Below are 16,510 nucleotides of genomic sequence, written 5' to 3'. Positions count from 1 at the left end.
TCGATGAAGCACGGGCCACGACTACCGTTCCTGCGGCCCCTTGCCACGGGGATCGAAAACCACCTGCTCCAAACGGCCTTTCGCTTTTTCCTTGCCCGGGAATGGCGCGAGCGTTTGCGCCTGCTTTTCGATAGTGCTGACGTCGCCAATATGCCTCGGCCGGTTTGGCTTCGCCGTCGTCACGTCAGCAACTGACCCGGCCTGATGGGTTTCAAGCAAATCCCGCGGGGTGATACCGGCAATTGCCTCAGGAACCATGGCTCTCGCGGCCCGTAACGTCGGGGCATTGGCGAGGCGCTTGGCGCTGCGCAGCCCGACGGCCGCTCGCATCTGTGCAGGCGGTCCGGAAGGGAAGACATCCTGATGTCGCGCCGCCATCGCCGCCCAAGCCTTTCGGGCTGCCGGTGAAACCACGTGCGGCGGCAAAACAGGTCGCTCGCGCTCTTGCTTGGCATGCAGTTCGCGCAACCGGCTTTGCAGTTCCTTGTCGTAATCAGGACGCATTAATGCCAGCCGTTCCGGATCTGAAAGGCCTGTCAGGTCGATCGCGTATCGACCGCCATCCAAGGTGATCGCCGCCCTTTTCCTGATCAAATGTGCCCATGCCTCGTTCAGAGACGCTTCATTACGGCTGCGCCCAGCTTCAGCCAGAATCTTTCGACGGGCAATCTTCGCTTCTTCGCGCGCCGTAGTAATCTCGACCGCCGGCCGATCTGGCAGATGGGGGCCGGGCGAGGGCGGCACGTCGTTTACAGAGCTCTCGTCAGCTAACCATATCGGCGCCTGTCCCGATGACGATATCGCCCCCTCAAGTGTCGGTTCCGGGACGAACAGTTGAACCCCCCATTCTACGACCGGGATCATAATCGGAGACGCTGTCGTCGAGATTGTCTCGACCGGCTGCTTTTTACGGACCCTTTTCGCAATATCAGCCTGACGGCGCACACGCTCGGGCAAGAGTAACTGCTGAACAGGACGGCTACCGGCAAATTGGCGCATCAGTGTGTCGATTGCCAGCGGCGCCGACCGACCCAATCGTATCTCGTCACCCTCAATCAATATGAGAGCCGGGTCGCTCGCGTGCTTTTCAAGCCAGGCGCTCAGGCGGTTGCGTTTCTGGTCGTCGTACCGCGACGGCGCGGTGGCAGGAGGTGCTTGTGCGCGATCCCGTGCCCGGTACTCCATCACAGGCTCATGGGCCCGATCCTGCGGCGACTGCCCTGTAGCTGCCTGAACGATGTTCCACTCGGCGTTGGCACGCGTCTGCGTTCTGGCCAGTTCACGGCGTTCGGCATCACGCTCCGCTTGTGACGGGCTATGACGTTCGACCTCGGCGAGATGATCTCGAGCGCCGGCGAGCAGATCGGCGTCACCGGCTTTCGCCTTGATCGGGCGACCGGGTTCGGGCGTCAGCTCGCGGATCACGGCGTCGGCCCGCGACCTGGCCATGGCAACGACGACGTCAGCAAGTTCAGCCTGCAACCGCCGTCGGATGAGCCGACGTTCCAGCGCCTCGTAAACTTCGAGCGCAGTGAGCGCGTCGCGGTTTTGTGCCAGTATCGATCGGGTCAACGCGAGTTCATGGCTCAACGCCGCTTCGGCGGCGGTCGCCCGCGCCTCGCAAGCAGCGGCCTCGTCGGCGACGATCTTGCGCGCGTTGCGCGATCCGACTTCGGTGACGGTCCCGCGGCGCTCCAGCCCGGCGGCTCGGTTGCCCATATGCTCGAGCGGCGTCAGCGCGACGTTGTTGTCGGCATAGGTACCGTGCAGATAACGAACGATGTCGGGCTGATCACCGACCACCTCGTTGACGATCGTAATGAAGCGGTGACGCATCATGGCCGCGATGTTCGGCTTTCCCGAGCTGTCCGTGCCGATGGCCGCATCGTACCGCACCTTGTTCTGGGCGAAGGGCCGGACGAGCTTTCCGTTGCGGCGCTCGGTATAGTCGAAATCCCACTTACCTTCCTTGTCCAGCCACCGCGCTGGCCGGTCATACCCATCGACATGGATGTGGAAGTTGCGGCGGTCGTTATGCTGATCGGGTTGGTGGATCGCGCCGACCACCATCCAGCCGTCGGCATCGAGCGTGCCGCAGAACCGCGTCAGAATCTCGTGACGATCCCTTGCCGACAGGCCGTCGGGCAGTTCGCCGACGAAGCGATGCTGTACGCGGCCAGTGCGGCCCTGTTTCCATCTAAACAAGCCCAGGATGGCGGGAGGTTGGTCGAGCCAGGCAAGGCGCTCATAGGCCTCCTGTTCCGTCACGTCGGCAACCGCGACTTCGCGATGCCTGAACGTCTTGCGCGCTTTGGCTGCCTTGCGTTCCAGTTCGTCACGCTTCTCGCGCAGGCGTCTGGTCATCGCACGCAGCCAACCCGGTGCCGTGCCCATTCGCTCGAACATTACGAAGCCCTCGACACTCGCTGTCGACGCCATCAGCTGATGCGTTCGGGGCAAGGACTCGTAGCGTTCTGCCGCCTCGAACAGGCTGCGCTGGCGTGTCAGGCCACCGGGTATGTTGCTGAAGATGGCGAGCCGGTTCTTCTCGTTTCGCAAATCCTGCTCGTCGAGCATATCGAGCACGAGATCGTCCGCCGGATCCTGCAGTCCGGTCTCGCGGCGGATATAGTCGATATGCGTGCCGATGCCGATCTTCGCGCCGTTGGTGACATAGTCGAAATGCGCAGCCGCCGTCATCGCCGCACCTTCGTGACCGCGACGGACGTGACCACCGGCGCTCGTTGGCGCGTAGGTCCGGGTGATCGGTTTCATGTCGAAGTGCGGCACCCGGAAGCCGCCGGACTGGCGACCCCGGCCGGTCAGCGGACTGGCGGTGAAGAAGCCGACCACGCGCTCGTGGGCCTGTGCCTTGCCACCCCGCCTGGTTGGACTGGCGGTCTGCCCGTCTGCGCCCTGAACCTGGAAGCGCGCGCGGCCTAACGTCGCGCCGATCGCATCGCGATCGTCCTTCTGCTGCCGACGCAGAAGCGCCTGCACATGATGGGCGAATACCGCGCGTTCCTCGCCATTGATTTCCGGGTCAGCCATGGTAAACATTGTCCCGGACCGGCCTCAAAAGGGCAATACCCCCGACGAACAGTCGTCTTCGCCTTCCGGAATGCCGTCAGGCTGGAGGACACCGCCGGCACCTCGAATTGAGGGCTTCGGCGGCGCACGGCAGAGTGGGACCCGCCAATCTGCATTGTTGCGCCTGAACCTTCTACCCTGCGGACTTCTCCTTCTCGCCCGAGCTCTTTCTGGCTTTCCTGCTTTTCTCTTTCATGGTCGCGAAGCGGCCGTCCCCCTGTTTTCGAGCTGTCCGCTACGCGCTCACGACCCGCAGATGAGCGACCCGTGCAGGCGGCTCGTCGTGCCCGCGCGGCTGACGATTAGCAGCGCGTCGGTGGTGACGGTCTCGTAGCCCATCGCCTTGATGCGGGCGCTATCGACGACCCGGATCGTCAGGTCGCCGGACTGCCAGGCATCGTAGGTGAACGGGAACAGGTCCCGTGCGCCTCGGCGCGGTTTGAGGATAACGACGCGACCGTTGATCCGCGTCATCGCCTTGGCACCGGCGGCGACGAAGTGGATCGGACCGCCTTGACTCGGCGACCAGTAGCAGCCGGTCCCGTCAAGGCCGGCAGCGCGCCAGTCGGTCATCGTGGTCGCCTGCAGCGCCACCGGCCGACGTGCCGCGTTCGCGCCGGCACTGGTAATGCGCTCCGCCTCCGGCCGACGTGCGGCGTCCGCAGTAGCGACGACCGCTGGCACCGCCAGGCATGCCGCGATGACCCGCCGCGCCAACCGACCGCTCATGCGTCCACCGCGATGACGCTGCGGTCACCCATGATCCGGTGCGAACGGGCGACCTGCGCGCCAAGCGCGCGCTGCACCAGCCAGAACAGCGCGGCGGTCGCCGCCTGCGGCCACTCCGTGCTCAGCCACCTGTCGATACGGAAGCCGGCTGCCGCGAGGCCGATGAGGAAGGCGAGACCCGCCCACCACATCGAGAGCCGCGCAGAGAGGTACACGCCGTCGACGATCCACAGCCGCAACCGCGACGCCGCCGGATGCCAGATCGCCCAAGCGAACATGCCGAGCGGTGCCGCTGCCGCAGCGCCGTACGCCAGCGCGGGATCAAGGTTTGCCGCCACCAGGCGGTAGGCGAGGAACCCGACCCGCCCAGCAGCAGCGCGGCACCGGCCGCGCGGAACACCCCGATCCGGCCGAGCACATCGCCCAGGATCATACCGAAGAGGTAGGCCATCTGCCGTCCGCCTCAGAACGACTTGCCGACGCTGCCAACCCTGGCGGTCACCGCCCGGTCGATCACCGCGCGCGCCTCGCTGGCCGCGGCAGCGGCGGGCATCAACGTCAGATGCATGCCCGTGCTGTCCACCTCGAGCGACAGGGTTTCACCGTCCTTGCCGCGGGGCGCGATCAACACGGCCTGACGCGGGCCATAGATCGACGGACCGTAGCGCCCGATCACCTCGGTGCGGATCTGGGCGTAGGTACGGCCCGCTTGCGGCGCGCGGTACTGAACCAGCCCGACCCGGCCGCCATCCGGCGTCGGGTCGATGTTGAACGAGAGGGTCTCTTCGCCCTTGGTGGCGCTGTAGCTGTAGACGCCGGTTCGTTTCGAGCTGGGGGGCAGCTTCTGCAGGCGTTGCGCGACCGCCTGCTCGACCGTCTCCGCCCAGCTGTCGCCGGGATTGGCGCGAACCGCCCAGCCGCCCTGCTTGACGAGCGCCAGCGCGTCGGCGGTCTTCATGCCGGGGCGGAGGCCGGCGATGTCGAGCGGCTTTGTCGTGGCCGCCGCCGTCTTCGCCTGCGCATCCTCGCTCGCCACGGTCGCAGAGCCGCATGCCGCGAGCAGCATTATCGTGGGAATCGCCATCGTCCTGATCATCTTGCATTGTCCTTTGTTGCTGACGCGCGACATCGTTCGCCGGGAAGCCGTCCCGGCGTCGCAGGTCCTGGTCGTGATCGGCTTGGCCGTGCTCCGCGCAGGCGTCAGCCGGCGGGCGGTGCCCGGGCGGCGCGGTGACAGCTCACCTGAGCACCAGCGTCATGAACCCGGCGGTATCGGTGGCACCGGCGACGTGTCCCGCGCCGAACGCGCGGGCGACGCCCAGGCACAGCGACGAGGTCGGCGACAGCGCGGCTGACCAGCCGAGTTCGATATCCAGCTCGCGTGCCGATGGTGCCAGATCGACCGAGGCGGTCCGGGTCGTCAGCGTGCCCGTCATCAGTTCATAGGCGACCGGCACCAGCATCGTCGCCCGCGCGCGCTCGACCCGCAGCGGCGAGGACAGGCCGAGTGTCGCGATACCGCCCAGCAGGCCGCGGGCGCCTTCGAACGCGAAGGCGGTGCCGAGCACCGGCTGGGCGAAGCGCATCAGGTCGGATCCGCCGCGTACCCGCGTCGTGGCGGCGCTCGCGCGCGCCGACCATGCGACGCCGGCCAGCGTCCGCTGCATCGTCAGCGTCGCCATCGTCGTCGCGGCACTGGTCAGCCCGAACGCGGGGCCGGCGTTCATGCCGAGGATGCGGCCGCGCTCGCTGAGGTCGGCCAGTTCCACTCCGAGCCCTAGCGGTGTCGCCAGTGCAAACGTGCGCTGCGCCGTGCGACGATCGCGCGACGTGCCGGAGGCAAACGACGCGGACCAGCCGGCGCCGGTCCAGGCGGACGACATCCCAACCGGCGTCGCGCCGATCCCGCGCAGCGGCGATCCGGCGAGACTGCTGCTCTGACCAATCGCAACGTTCGCCCCGAACGTGACGGTCTGCCCACGCGCCGGCGAGAAGGATGCAACCGCCGGCCGGTTCGAGCGCGCGCCCTGCAGATACCCGGTCGTCGTCACGGGCGAGGCGAAGCCGAAGCGCGTGTCGTTGGCGCTTGCCGTCATCCAGGGCGGATCGATCGGCGTCAGCATCGCACCCGCCAGCAGCCCGGAGCCCTGTGCGCGGATGCCGGACGCAGCCGTCATGCGGAAGTCGCGCCCATAGCGGTCGAGCACCGTCATGCTGCCGACCTTGTCGTTCAGCGCCGTGGCACCTGCCGCCCCGCCGAACGGCGCCGACAGCGTCAGCGACGCATAGCGCGCCAGCACGGCCTGCGCGGCGGTGAACGACGCGGCGGGAGCCTGCGCCTGCATCGCCTTTTCGACGTTGAGCAGGCCGGCCCCGAACTTGTCGTCGACCCCGGCCGCACCGAGGTCGGTGGCGGTGTCGAGCAGGATGCGGCTGATTTCCCTGCCGCCCAGTTGCGGCCAATATTGCTTCAGGAGTGCGGCCGCCCCGGCGATCGCGGGCGCTGCGAAGCTGTTGCCGGTGATGGTGACCGCTTCACCATCCTTGCCGACCGTCTGGACATCGACCGCAACGACGGCGAGCATCCGGTCCGCCAGCGGCCCAGGCAGTCCGTTGCCGGACGGGGCCTGCAGCGACTTGTCGACGCGGATACCGAACAGGAACCAGTCCTTGTTCGCCAGATCCGTACCGACGAGGTTCTGCGAGATCTGCCCGGTGAAGCTGTTCTCGTCGACGAAGTTGGAGACGGACTCGACGAACAACCGGTTCTGCGTGCGCACGAGATCCATCGCCGTGCGCTGATCGACGGCGAATTGACCCGCGGACGTGCCGTTCAGGCTCATCGAGATGACGAAGGCCCCCTTGGTCACCGCATGGGTGATGGCCTGCGCGATTAGTGCCGGGTTCGGCCCTTCGCTCTCGGGCACCGGCCCCGAGGTCGAGCTGACGTTCGACAGGTTTGGCCCAGAGATTTTGAGCGCGAGCAGCGTTGCATCCGGTGCGACACCCTGCATGCCGCGACCATCGCGCGCGGCAAGCGCGATCGCAGCCGTCTGCGTACCGTGGCCCTGGACGTCCTTCAGGTCGTAGCGGACGGTCTCGCTGGCGCAGGTCGCGCAGCGGGCGATCTTCTGGTCGAAGCTGGTGCTGTCCGCGGAGATGCGCCCCGCGAACTCGGTGCCGCTCGTATCGATGCCGGTATCGATGACCGCAATCGTAACGCCCTTGCCGGTGACGCCCCGGTCATAGGCATAGGCGGCCTTCATGGCCGCGACGCTTGCCGAGGCCCTGTACTCGGCGCTGTCTGCGGCGGTTGGCGTTGGCGTCGGAGTGGGCGCGGGGGAGGGTGTCGGTGTTGGGGCAGGCGTTGGCGTCGGCGTTCCAGGTGGCGGCCCGTTGCTGCCGGACGAATTGACACCGCCGCCGCCGCCGCAGGCGGCCAGCAACATCGGTGCCGTTACGACCGCGATCGTCTTGATGATGGTGAGCCGTTTGCTACGGCCATTGTCGCACATACCCACACCGAACCCCCGTTCGTGTCGGTACCGGTCGGCTAACCCAGCCGGCGGCACCGCCCCAAAAAGTTACGAGGCGGTGCCGGCCCGTGAGCCGGGGATTGGAAACCTGCGGAAAGACAGGCGCGAGCGTCTTTAGGCCCCGAAGAGCCCTGGACATACACGCCCGCTCCCCGGCCGAAACTGGTTCGGGCCGGGCATACGACTACTTTCCGACAAGGTTTCCACGCCTCGGTCCGCCTGCTGGCGAACGCTACGGCTGTACGCCGAGCGGGTTAACAATCTCAAGCGCTCATCGTCCGGCAGGCGATAACTTCGTGCGATTGGGTATTGGCCGGTCTGCTCGTCCAGGCGCGGCAACACCCGCGCGTGATGCGATCGGACGAGTCCTCGCGTCGCCCGAAAGGCCGGGGGTACGATCAGGGAAGGCGCTCGGAGTCGCGCGGTTCACGAAGGCGCGGTCATCCGACCTTCGCAGTACGGCATAAAATCGTAAGCAAGATTGTGCTTCATGTGATGCGAAGCGGGGAAGGCGGGTTGAGCATGGCGGCGGAAAAGAACCTCGTCCGGTTACTATCGGTCAATTTCGTGCGCCTAACGCGTGAGGTCTTGGTCGCGCTCTCAAAGACCGGGTTCGATATTGACCAGACGGTCAGCCGGCTGCAGGACAGCATTTGGGGCAACGACCTAACGCCCGAACAGATGCGGACGCTGCTGTTCGGGCCGAAGGGATGGGACGACCTGCAAATGGCGGTGCTGACGGCCCGTTACCTAGCGCTGCCCGCCGATCGTCTGCCTGTCACCCGCGAGGAGCTCGAAACCTTGTGCCGATGGCTGATGGCGCGCGATGGCAACGAGACGCTGATCGACACCTGCGTACGCGGTTGGGCGGGCAGGGACACGCCGCTCGATGCCCTGACGGGGTTAGTCGATGAACTATGGGCTGTCCGGCGTACGGATCCCGAATTCTTTGCCGCGGTCGTACGCGGTCAGCATGCGCTTGCGTTGGCGATGATCGCGGAACACCGAATGTTACCCATGCTCGACGATGATCGCGCAATCCGCATTCTGACCCGCATGGCGCTGATCTGGGCGGCGTTCGACTGCCAGGCGACCGCTGCGCGCGCTCGGCGAACGATGACGAATCCCATGGGCTGGCTGGTCAACGGCGCCGCCGTGCGGATGCGGGCATCGACGCTGGTCTCGGTGTTTCGGCCGATCGATCGCGCGCTGCGTCAGTTCGTCGACGCCTATCGCACCAGTGGGGATGGGGGCGGCGCACAAACCAGGCCGAAAAGCCGTCTTTCGGCGGTTCAGGATATCCGCGCGAAAGCGGCAGACCAGGCCAACCATCTTCACGCGACCGATGGGCCGTTTGCGCTCGATACCGTGGTCCGGGAAGCTCGCGTTCGCAGCATTCAAACCGCCAACCCGTTTCTCGAACAGGTTCGGCAGGACAAGACGGACGGCGCCTTCGGCAACAAGCAGATGAGCCAGTTCTGGTATGCCGACCTGCTGCCGCTTCAGATCGTCGGATTGGCGGCGATGCGGTTGGCGCAGATGGAGCAGCAGCTTGAGACGTTGCTGCGTGGTGCCATAGCGCGCGCCCGGGAGGCTGATGCCCAGCCGCAAGTATCGGTGCCGGACTTTCATGACCAGACCCTGCGGCCGAGCTGGAAGGGGCGTTCTCGTGCCTTGGCGGACGCGCTTCGTAGCGCGGTCCTTCAGGACGCCGACCATTATTCCGTTCGGAAATCGCGTGCTCGTGCTGCTGGCGCAGGCGAAATGCCGGAATATGTCGGGCATGATGATCAGTTCATCGATGTCGTTTCATCGTTTCTGGCTAAGACAAGTAGGTCCGGGCCGGTGGCGGATGGACCGTCGTGGGTAATGCGGCGCCGCGTGTTCGAAGAGCTTGATGTGGCGGTTGGCAAGCGCTTCTTAAGAGCGCCATAAATCTAGTTCGTCATTGCGATGCGGGCTCCCGAATCCGACCGTACAAGCCTGCTGGGGTTTTCCCATTTTCCCGTGGCCAACCAGGTATTTCGAGAAAATTGAATTGGGAACAGATTTCGAGAATACGCGCGTCAGCGGGCGGCAATTCCGCGCATATCGACCACGCTTGCTCATCTGGCGTTCCTTTTCGAGAAGGACGTGATCGGCAAGAACGCCCAAACCTGGTCGTTCCCGTGGGGCTATCCCTCGCCTAAAGGTTTGGAGATGCATTACCCCCTCATGGACATCACGGATCGTATCCCCGAGCCGCCGACTTGGTGGCTAAACGGTATCCCGAGGTACTGTAAATATCATCCAGATAAAGCGACCTTTGCCCCCACAAACATGTTGGTTCGGGTATGCTGCCAACAGTGCCGTCGCACGTTCGACGTTGCCATCGGCACACAAGCCATTTTGCTACAAAACGTTGTTGAATCTGTCCTAGGCTATCCATTTAATAGCAAGACTGGTGAGACCATTCGTGAAGCACACGATGATCCGCCATTTCACCTTCGAGATGATGGCTTCAATTGCGCCGGAAACACGATGATTGCGGAATGGATCGCTATCGTGCAAGTTTGGGAGCGCCATAGGGGGGATTCAACCCGCCGGCCCGATCTCGAAGGCCAGTCGCCCGATAGTTTGGGCTGACAGAAACGGCAGTTTCGCATCTTCTCCGCTATAAAGCAGACGGACCGGTATCCTCCCATCCCGGACATTCGTGATGCAAAAATCAAGGTTTTGCATCAAGGATGTAGCTGATCAGCGCATCATATATCAGGTCAGAACAGTGTGCTCATGGACGCGTTGATCGCCGACTAAAAGCATTATTCCTGATAGCATCTTAGGGAACAGCTATTGTTTCGAATGACAATGATTGCGGCCCTAGCCATTCTGAGCGCTAGCTGCGGATCAACAGCCCCGCCAGTTAATCTCCGTATAGATGTAGATACCGAAATAGATGGTAGAATTCAGACATCAACAGCCTATTGGTTAATGGATGTTGAAGATACCTTTCCACAAGGCGCTTCGATTACGATAAAAGGTTCAGCTTTGGTGATACGCATCACGGATAGCCAGAGAGTATACGGGTTATTCCGTACATTTGAGGGTAGTGAGCCTAGCGAGTTTTCGACTATCCCGGCGATTTTGAACCTATTTATTCGTAACGAAGATGAGCAGCTTGGAAGAGAAAAGATAGCGCCTACTTCACCAAGTGCTTTCTTTCATTACGCAGTTGACCGACTTAGAGGGCGGAAAGTTCCCATTTGTCAATCATCTAGTAATGCGCGGAACTTAAGCTCCGTTTGTCCCGCATTTATATATTTTAATGAAATCAATGATCCAAACACGGCGGTAACTGCTACTGTTGGGCAGCGGTTCACATTAAGTGGGCATAGTATACAGATCAAAGATGTCACTGCAACTTACGATACAGGCGGATCATCGCCCGACTTAAATAAAAAATTATTACCGCCGTTCGTCAAACCGAAGGTTGACGAAATGTACGCTGACTTCCCTAAAAATGATAGCTTACGCAGAAATTCCCAACTTAGAACGATAGATTTTTGGAGATATCAGTGACCGATATGATCCACTTATTGCCACAGACTTTAACGTTCTGCGGCCCTGAAGACGATCATCTATGATGCAAAAATCACAAGTTTTGAATCATCCCGCGAGCAGCTAAAACGTGGCCTGATTGTGATGCGCAAAATCTGATGCGCCGGAGACTGTGTTGGGGCGGCGGGAACGCCTAACTATTGCCGCTTTGAACCATGAGCGCTTGCTCGAATGCGGTCTTCGTTCAACATCGCTCAATTACGGGTCGAGACCCCTTCCATGCCTTGATGGCCAAGGGCTTGCGTGGAACGCCGTCGTTGCGGATCGGTCCTTAATGGCCGCCCAACGCATGCAGTAGTTGGGGTAACTATCAAATTAAGTGGTTTAAAAGAGATTGCTATTATTGAGTGACATATGTGGCGCAAACCGACTTGCTCGATAAACCTGGCAGGTATTTTGATATCTATTCATGGGTGTCTAGTAGTAGCTGGGTGCTCAAGCCAAAGTTCCGAGTCAAATCCGCCGATAGTTAGGTCGGCATGTTATGACCGCGCCACTCTTAAGAATATCTTGACTATGACCGAGATTGTTCAAACTTCTGGTTGGATCAGTACTAATCCGGTAAGAGAAACGTTTTCCGAAGAGGGAAAATTTGCTAGGTTCAATGATTTTGACATGGAACGCGGAAGCTATGTTTATGGTAAGGACTTTATACAATTAAATCTCGAAGGGCGTAGGTTTCTTTACCGTTTTTGTAGAGCCGGCAATTCGACCTACCTTATAAAAAAGGGGGTGTCAGGTATTGAAGGGCCTTTCAAGGTAGAACTCAGAAGTTTGAAGTGAGGTAGGGACTGCCTAGGTATCATTATAGAGCTGGCGAACGTCCCTATTGATGCGTACCAACCGTGTTCAAACTCGTCTTGCGCTATGTCGGCTATCGGCATTAGCTGCCCCGTAAGTCGCCTGTCCGCTTTCCTCTTCAACCCAGACATTCTCGAAACTCGATCGACTCCGAGAACGCCTGCGCCGTCGCGCTGGCCGTTCCCTTTTGGGAATGGCGGAAACGTCCATATGCCGTCACTGCATAAAGGCTAGAAAGTAAATCTTGAGTTGTTTTGGCCTATGCGATGTCGTGGTCAGGTCTGATAAGAAAGGTAGTAGCTATGCTGTCTCCCCTTGATTATCTGGTTGCGTGGTATGGGTCGACACTAGCGTTAAAAAGGCAGGCCAGTGTAATCCGGTGTGCAATGCTAGCGCCTTTGGCAATATGCGTTTCGAGCTGCTCTAGGCAGGCTACAAATCTAAATCCTGAAGACGTGAAATTTGGTCTAAACATAAATAGATTAGTGTCCACTCGTTTTGACACTACCGCAAAATCGAAAATTCAATATGGATATCTGAACCGCGAAATAAACTGCGTCACGGGAAACGTGGTATTTGATGTAAAAAAGCCAGACGCCAAGCCATCTGCATGGTTTATCTTGTTGAATAATAAGCTTGTTATATTAAGCAATGAAACCAGACAGTATAATGATTACATAATCGATTGTGGTCGCCGCGCACATGATCTTGATAGAAGGCTGGGCAGATCGCCGAGTGCAGCGGAATGAAACTCTGTTATGTTGCCCGACACCCATTTTGGCCAAAGATTATTCCACTGAAATCTCCAGTATTTCGGTTATCATCACGTCACCGAATGCGATTGCCGCTTTCCCCTCCGAGCCGGATATTCCCGAAAGCATCCCTCGCGAGAATGCCGGCTCGGGCAAGAACGCCCACATCCAGCCGCTTGCGGCCGCTCTTACGCCGACCGATTGCGGACACTCATTCATCGTTGGTGATGCCGTTTAATTTTGGCTAGCATCTACCAATGATCCACTCCGGTTCCTGTCATTGCGGTGGCGTTCTTTTCACGGTGAACTACGAGCCGGTCGAACTGACGACTTGCGACTGCTCTCTTTGCATCAAACGTAACGCCCTGATGGTGAAGGTGCCGGAGGCTGCTCTTTCGCTTCAGGAGGGGCACGAGTTGCTTGCGACCTATGAGTGGAATAGTCGGATGGCCAAGCATCATTTCTGCCGCCAATGCGGCATATACGTTTTTCATCGCAAGCGGGCCGCACCTGATCACTTCGGGGTAAATGTCTTCTGTTTGGACGGCTTTGACGTTGGATCCCTGCCGGTGCGGGCTACCGATGGCAAAGGCATGAGCGTAGTGTCCGATGCGCCCCGTGATGAGTGGCCAGGTCCTCGCCCATCGGGGATACGGGGCACTCCCAAGGAGATCGCAACTCCCAGCTACTAATTGATAGCGGGATAATCCTTAATCCATGTTACACTCAGATATTGCCGCCCCTCTCCAGGCGTGACGGCAACCGAGGGCACTTGAAAAGTCTTCGCCTATCGGGAGATCCCAATGGAAAACGCGAAGAAAGTTCTCGCGCATCTCAAAGCTGCGCTCGACATAGCCGATACCCAGAAAAATTATCTCATCGGCGCCCATTTGACCGTTCCAATACAGATACTGGCTGATCGCATAAAACATAACGATCGACCGGGCGAAGCCGGGTCGCCAAAAGCTAAGCCCGAAACCTGAGCTATTTACGAACTGAATGGTAGTCGAGGCAGCCAATGGCCATGCGCCTGACCGCCCCTTGCCGGCGCCTCTTGAGTATACCCTGATGCCGTATGATCGTTTGCACAGAGATGAAAGGGCTACCCTCTATCATAAGAAAATATCAACATATCTCTATTAAAAGCCGACGCGAGGAATTGAGTACCATGCGCGATTGGTTGTATAGCTTACTCCCGAGTACCACGCGGCAGTCCAGTGAGCTTCTGGTGGAGCAATACACTACTCTGCGCTGCCAAATACCATTGATGTACGCCCTGATGTTCATCAATGTGCTTTTTTTGGGGATAGACACCTTTCGGGATGTCCCGTTCGGCATGAGCTTTGGCATCCCAATAGCATTGTCTGCCGCAATCGTTGCCCGCGCTGCGATATGGGTACGCCGACGGTCGATAATCGCAGCTCCCAAGGATGTTCAGTTGTACCTTCGTGGTACGATAATAACAGCAGCAGTTTTCAGTATTATCTTTGGGAGCTGGGGAGCTTTTCTCTTTTCAGAAAATGAACCAATACGCAGTGTGTCGATATCGCTCTACATATTTGTTGGAGCGATTAGCTGTTGCTTCTGCTTACAAGCGCTGCCGCTCGCCGGATATTTTGTAATCCTATTCGGGATCATGCCTGTAACCATTCAGCTACTGGCTTCCCCAAGCTGGTCGTTGGCCAGTATCGGCATCAACTTCCTGATAGTCACACTTTTAATCCTACGGACTTTGTCGACCAGCCATGCCGGGTTCAAACATGGTCTGCAGGCGCGGTCCGATATGCGGTTTGAACAAGACCGCGCACGTGCTGCGGAACGTACCGCGCAGGAACTCGCCTACCAAGACCCATTAACGGGGTTACAAAACCGCCGTGCGCTGACAGAGCAATTGGATATGTTGACGGTGCGCCATGAGCGCGCATCACGGATGAACCTTTTGCTGCTCGATCTTGATCGCTTCAAAGGTGTAAATGACGCGCATGGCCACGGCGTCGGGGACAAGCTTCTGCAAAGCGTCGCACGTCGATTAAAGACAATCGTTGGTCGGTCTGGCAGCGCCTACCGGTTGGGCGGCGATGAATTTGCTGTGACACTGAGCCCTTCGAGTGACCAGGTTGCACGCAGTCTAGCAGATCGTCTCATACAAGGTATGGCAACGCCGTTCCCCATCGATGGATTCCTGCACCATATTAGCGCCAGCATCGGAATTTCAGAATTCCCGTCCGATGCGGATAGTCGAGATAGCCTGATGCAGTACGCTGATATTGCGATGTACGAGGCGAAATCGCAGGGGCGTTCTCGGTATAGTATCTTCGAACCGAGCATGGGACAATCTCTAGCTGCACGCGCGGTCCTCGAAAGCGAGATGCGCGCTGATTTGTGTACAAATGCGTTCCAACCTTATTATCAGCCGATAGTGAACCTAGCGTCAGGGCGTATCGTCGGTTTCGAAATGTTGGCACGGTGGGAGCGCGCCGACGGCAAACCCGTCGGTCCCGGACAGTTCATTCCGATCATCGAGGAATGCGGCCTGATCGGCGAACTCATGCTAAAACTTCTAGAGCAGGTATGCATCGACGCCGCAAACTGGCCGTCTGATTTGACAATCGCAATCAACGTTTCACCAGTTCAGTTCCGTGATCCTTGGTTGTCGGAAAAGATTCTCGCGGTGCTGACAAAGCGTGGATTTCCATCGCGACGGATTAGTCTTGAGATTACCGAGAATGCGTTGATCTCAGACCCGATTGCTGCTCAACGTATCATCGAGTCGCTAAAAAATCAGGGTATGCTGCTCGCGCTTGACGACTTTGGAACCGGTTACTCTTCTCTTCAACATCTCAACATGCTCCCGTTCGACAAGCTCAAAATCGATCATTCGTTTGTTCACAATGTTGATACCGACGAGAGCGCCTACCGTATGGTCATGGCTATGATCCGGCTTGCCAATAGCCTGCGTTTGAGCGTGGTTGCTGAGGGCGTGGAGAGCCAGTCGGTCTTCGAGACGCTGCAGCGGCTGGGGTGTCAGGAGGTCCAAGGCTATTTGTTTGGAAAACCCATGAACATGGCTGACACAACTAACCTGCTGCAGACTGGAGAGCGCAGGCCAGATTGGCTCAAAAATGATGCTCGATAAGCGTTTAGCGTGCGGCTTAGGTCATCAGCCGCTATGCCGAATTGATGCTGCGCCGCTGGACGATCGAGGTAAGCGCAGTGATCCATGAAATTGGAATACCAGATGCGCGTTTTGACATTGAGCTTGCTGCTAGCCCTCAGCGCTTGCAACGAGCACAAGCGAGCGAACAGCTTCGACGCGAAACCGAGCGCTAGTAAGGCGGCGCCCTATAACGGCGTGCCAAAGGAAGAGCAGAAAAAATAGGAGGACGGTGGAGCTGGCTTCCGTTTCCGAAAGCCAGCTAAGAGATCATTCAGCCGCGTCGTCAGCCTTGCGCTTGCGTGGTGCCGGCTTTGCAGCCTCTGCCTTGGCAGCGTTGGTCTGACCGGGCTTGCGACCCAACCCAATGCTCTTCGCCATGGTGCGGCGCGCTTCCGAATAGGTAGGAGCGACCATGGGGTAATCAGCCTTCAGGCCATAGCGCTCGCGATATTCGGCCGGCGTCATGCCGTTAGTTGCGAGATGACGACGCAGGGTCTTGTACGGCTTGCCATCGATCATGCTGATGATGTGATCGGGGCTGGCAAGAGACTTCCGGGCCGTAACTGCGCCGGTATATTCCTTTGGCTCTTCGGCGGGCGCTTCCGGTGTCTGGGAACCGCCCACGAGCGACTGAACGCTGGCGTGCATCTGCGACAGGAATGCTGGCACATCATCGGCCGACGTACGAGTATTGGGATTACTGAGCCAGGCAATCGTCAACTCGGTAGCAAGTTCGACAGCGTTGGGCTGATAGTAAGCGTGGCCGGCAGGCCGCAGATTACGCGGCTTGCGCCACTCGCTCTGCGGTTTGCGCGGACCAGTTCCAGGGCATGAGTTCGTCCCATCGC

The 16,510-nt window shown here is 59.6% G+C and carries 14 protein-coding genes; 8 read left to right on the top strand and 6 right to left on the bottom strand.

All coding sequences use genetic code 11. The features are described from left to right. Positions 1–21: 21 nt before the first annotated feature. The 5 genes from C8J25_RS19225 to C8J25_RS19205 form a co-directional block, all read right to left on the bottom strand. Positions 22–3,051, bottom strand: a complete 3,030-nt coding sequence (locus C8J25_RS19225) for a MobA/MobL family protein (RefSeq protein WP_167397778.1) — start codon at positions 3,049–3,051, stop codon at positions 22–24. Between the two features lie 282 nt (positions 3,052–3,333). Further along, positions 3,334–3,819, bottom strand: a complete 486-nt coding sequence (locus C8J25_RS19220) for a hypothetical protein (protein ID WP_107955960.1) — start codon at positions 3,817–3,819, stop codon at positions 3,334–3,336. After that, positions 3,816–4,157 (bottom strand): hypothetical protein, encoded by a 342-nt coding sequence (locus C8J25_RS19215; RefSeq protein ID WP_107955959.1) that lies wholly within the window; start codon positions 4,155–4,157, stop codon positions 3,816–3,818. Before C8J25_RS19215 ends, C8J25_RS19220 begins: the two co-directional genes overlap by 4 nt. Positions 4,158–4,282: 125 nt before the next feature. Further along, positions 4,283–4,915, bottom strand: coding sequence for a hypothetical protein (locus C8J25_RS19210; protein ID WP_146173419.1), 633 nt, complete (start codon positions 4,913–4,915; stop codon positions 4,283–4,285). Between the two features lie 142 nt (positions 4,916–5,057). Continuing rightward, on the bottom strand, positions 5,058–7,334 hold the full coding sequence (locus C8J25_RS19205) for a S8 family serine peptidase (protein ID WP_244187232.1): 2,277 nt from the start codon (positions 7,332–7,334) through the stop codon (positions 5,058–5,060). Positions 7,335–7,877: 543 nt separating this feature from the next. Between C8J25_RS19205 and C8J25_RS19195 the strand changes: the two genes are divergently transcribed. The 8 genes from C8J25_RS19195 to C8J25_RS19180 all read left to right on the top strand — a co-directional run bounded on the left by C8J25_RS19195 (position 7,878) and on the right by C8J25_RS19180 (position 15,641). Continuing rightward, on the top strand, positions 7,878–9,290 hold the full coding sequence (locus C8J25_RS19195) for a hypothetical protein (protein ID WP_107955956.1): 1,413 nt from the start codon (positions 7,878–7,880) through the stop codon (positions 9,288–9,290). A 198-nt stretch (positions 9,291–9,488) separates the two neighbouring features. Further along, a complete protein-coding gene (locus tag C8J25_RS20490; protein WP_146173418.1) occupies positions 9,489–9,980 on the top strand; it encodes a hypothetical protein in 492 nt (163 codons plus the stop codon). Between the two features lie 216 nt (positions 9,981–10,196). Next, positions 10,197–10,913, top strand: a complete 717-nt coding sequence (locus C8J25_RS20485; RefSeq protein WP_146173417.1) for a hypothetical protein — start codon at positions 10,197–10,199, stop codon at positions 10,911–10,913. Between the two features lie 555 nt (positions 10,914–11,468). After that, the gene (locus C8J25_RS20480) at positions 11,469–11,735 is read left to right on the top strand and encodes a hypothetical protein (protein ID WP_146173416.1); all 267 of its coding nucleotides are present in this window, start codon (positions 11,469–11,471) and stop codon (positions 11,733–11,735) included. 705 nt (positions 11,736–12,440) lie between these two features. After that, positions 12,441–12,743: a hypothetical protein gene (locus C8J25_RS20475; RefSeq protein WP_146173415.1), complete on the top strand. Its 303-nt coding sequence runs from the start codon at positions 12,441–12,443 to the stop codon at positions 12,741–12,743. Between the two features lie 19 nt (positions 12,744–12,762). Then, entirely contained in the window at positions 12,763–13,197 is a 435-nt protein-coding gene (locus C8J25_RS19190; protein ID WP_107955955.1) for a GFA family protein, read from the top strand. Positions 13,198–13,308: 111 nt separating this feature from the next. Further along, entirely contained in the window at positions 13,309–13,488 is a 180-nt protein-coding gene (locus C8J25_RS20470; protein WP_146173414.1) for a hypothetical protein, read from the top strand. Between the two features lie 284 nt (positions 13,489–13,772). After that, the gene (locus C8J25_RS19180; protein ID WP_167397776.1) at positions 13,773–15,641 is read left to right on the top strand and encodes a putative bifunctional diguanylate cyclase/phosphodiesterase; all 1,869 of its coding nucleotides are present in this window, start codon (positions 13,773–13,775) and stop codon (positions 15,639–15,641) included. A 288-nt stretch (positions 15,642–15,929) separates the two neighbouring features. Here C8J25_RS19180 and C8J25_RS19175 read toward each other — a convergent pair whose 3' ends face one another. Further along, a complete protein-coding gene (locus C8J25_RS19175) occupies positions 15,930–16,439 on the bottom strand; it encodes a Ros/MucR family transcriptional regulator (RefSeq protein ID WP_107955973.1) in 510 nt (169 codons plus the stop codon). Positions 16,440–16,510: the final 71 nt, after the last annotated feature.

The sequence above is a fragment of the Sphingomonas faeni genome (assembly GCF_003053745.1).
Lineage (GTDB): Bacteria > Pseudomonadota > Alphaproteobacteria > Sphingomonadales > Sphingomonadaceae > Sphingomonas > Sphingomonas faeni.
The sequence above is the reverse complement of the archived record's forward strand: the minus strand, read 5'-3'. Positions and strand labels throughout refer to the sequence as shown.

Bases quoted from the DNA above. Each gene is read 5' to 3' on its own strand.
- C8J25_RS19190 (WP_107955955.1), top strand. From the start codon at position 12,763: ATGATCCACTCCGGTTCCTGTCATTGCGGTGGCGTTCTTTTCACGGTG.
- C8J25_RS19225 (WP_167397778.1), bottom strand. From the start codon at position 3,051: ATGGCTGACCCGGAAATCAATGGCGAGGAACGCGCGGTATTCGCCCAT.
- C8J25_RS19220 (WP_107955960.1), bottom strand. From the start codon at position 3,819: ATGAGCGGTCGGTTGGCGCGGCGGGTCATCGCGGCATGCCTGGCGGTG.
- C8J25_RS20485 (WP_146173417.1), top strand. From the start codon at position 10,197: ATGACAATGATTGCGGCCCTAGCCATTCTGAGCGCTAGCTGCGGATCA.
- C8J25_RS20480 (WP_146173416.1), top strand. From the start codon at position 11,469: ATGACCGAGATTGTTCAAACTTCTGGTTGGATCAGTACTAATCCGGTA.
- C8J25_RS19210 (WP_146173419.1), bottom strand. From the start codon at position 4,915: ATGATCAGGACGATGGCGATTCCCACGATAATGCTGCTCGCGGCATGC.
- C8J25_RS19180 (WP_167397776.1), top strand. From the start codon at position 13,773: ATGTACGCCCTGATGTTCATCAATGTGCTTTTTTTGGGGATAGACACC.
- C8J25_RS19195 (WP_107955956.1), top strand. From the start codon at position 7,878: ATGGCGGCGGAAAAGAACCTCGTCCGGTTACTATCGGTCAATTTCGTG.
- C8J25_RS20470 (WP_146173414.1), top strand. From the start codon at position 13,309: ATGGAAAACGCGAAGAAAGTTCTCGCGCATCTCAAAGCTGCGCTCGAC.
- C8J25_RS19205 (WP_244187232.1), bottom strand. From the start codon at position 7,334: ATGTGCGACAATGGCCGTAGCAAACGGCTCACCATCATCAAGACGATC.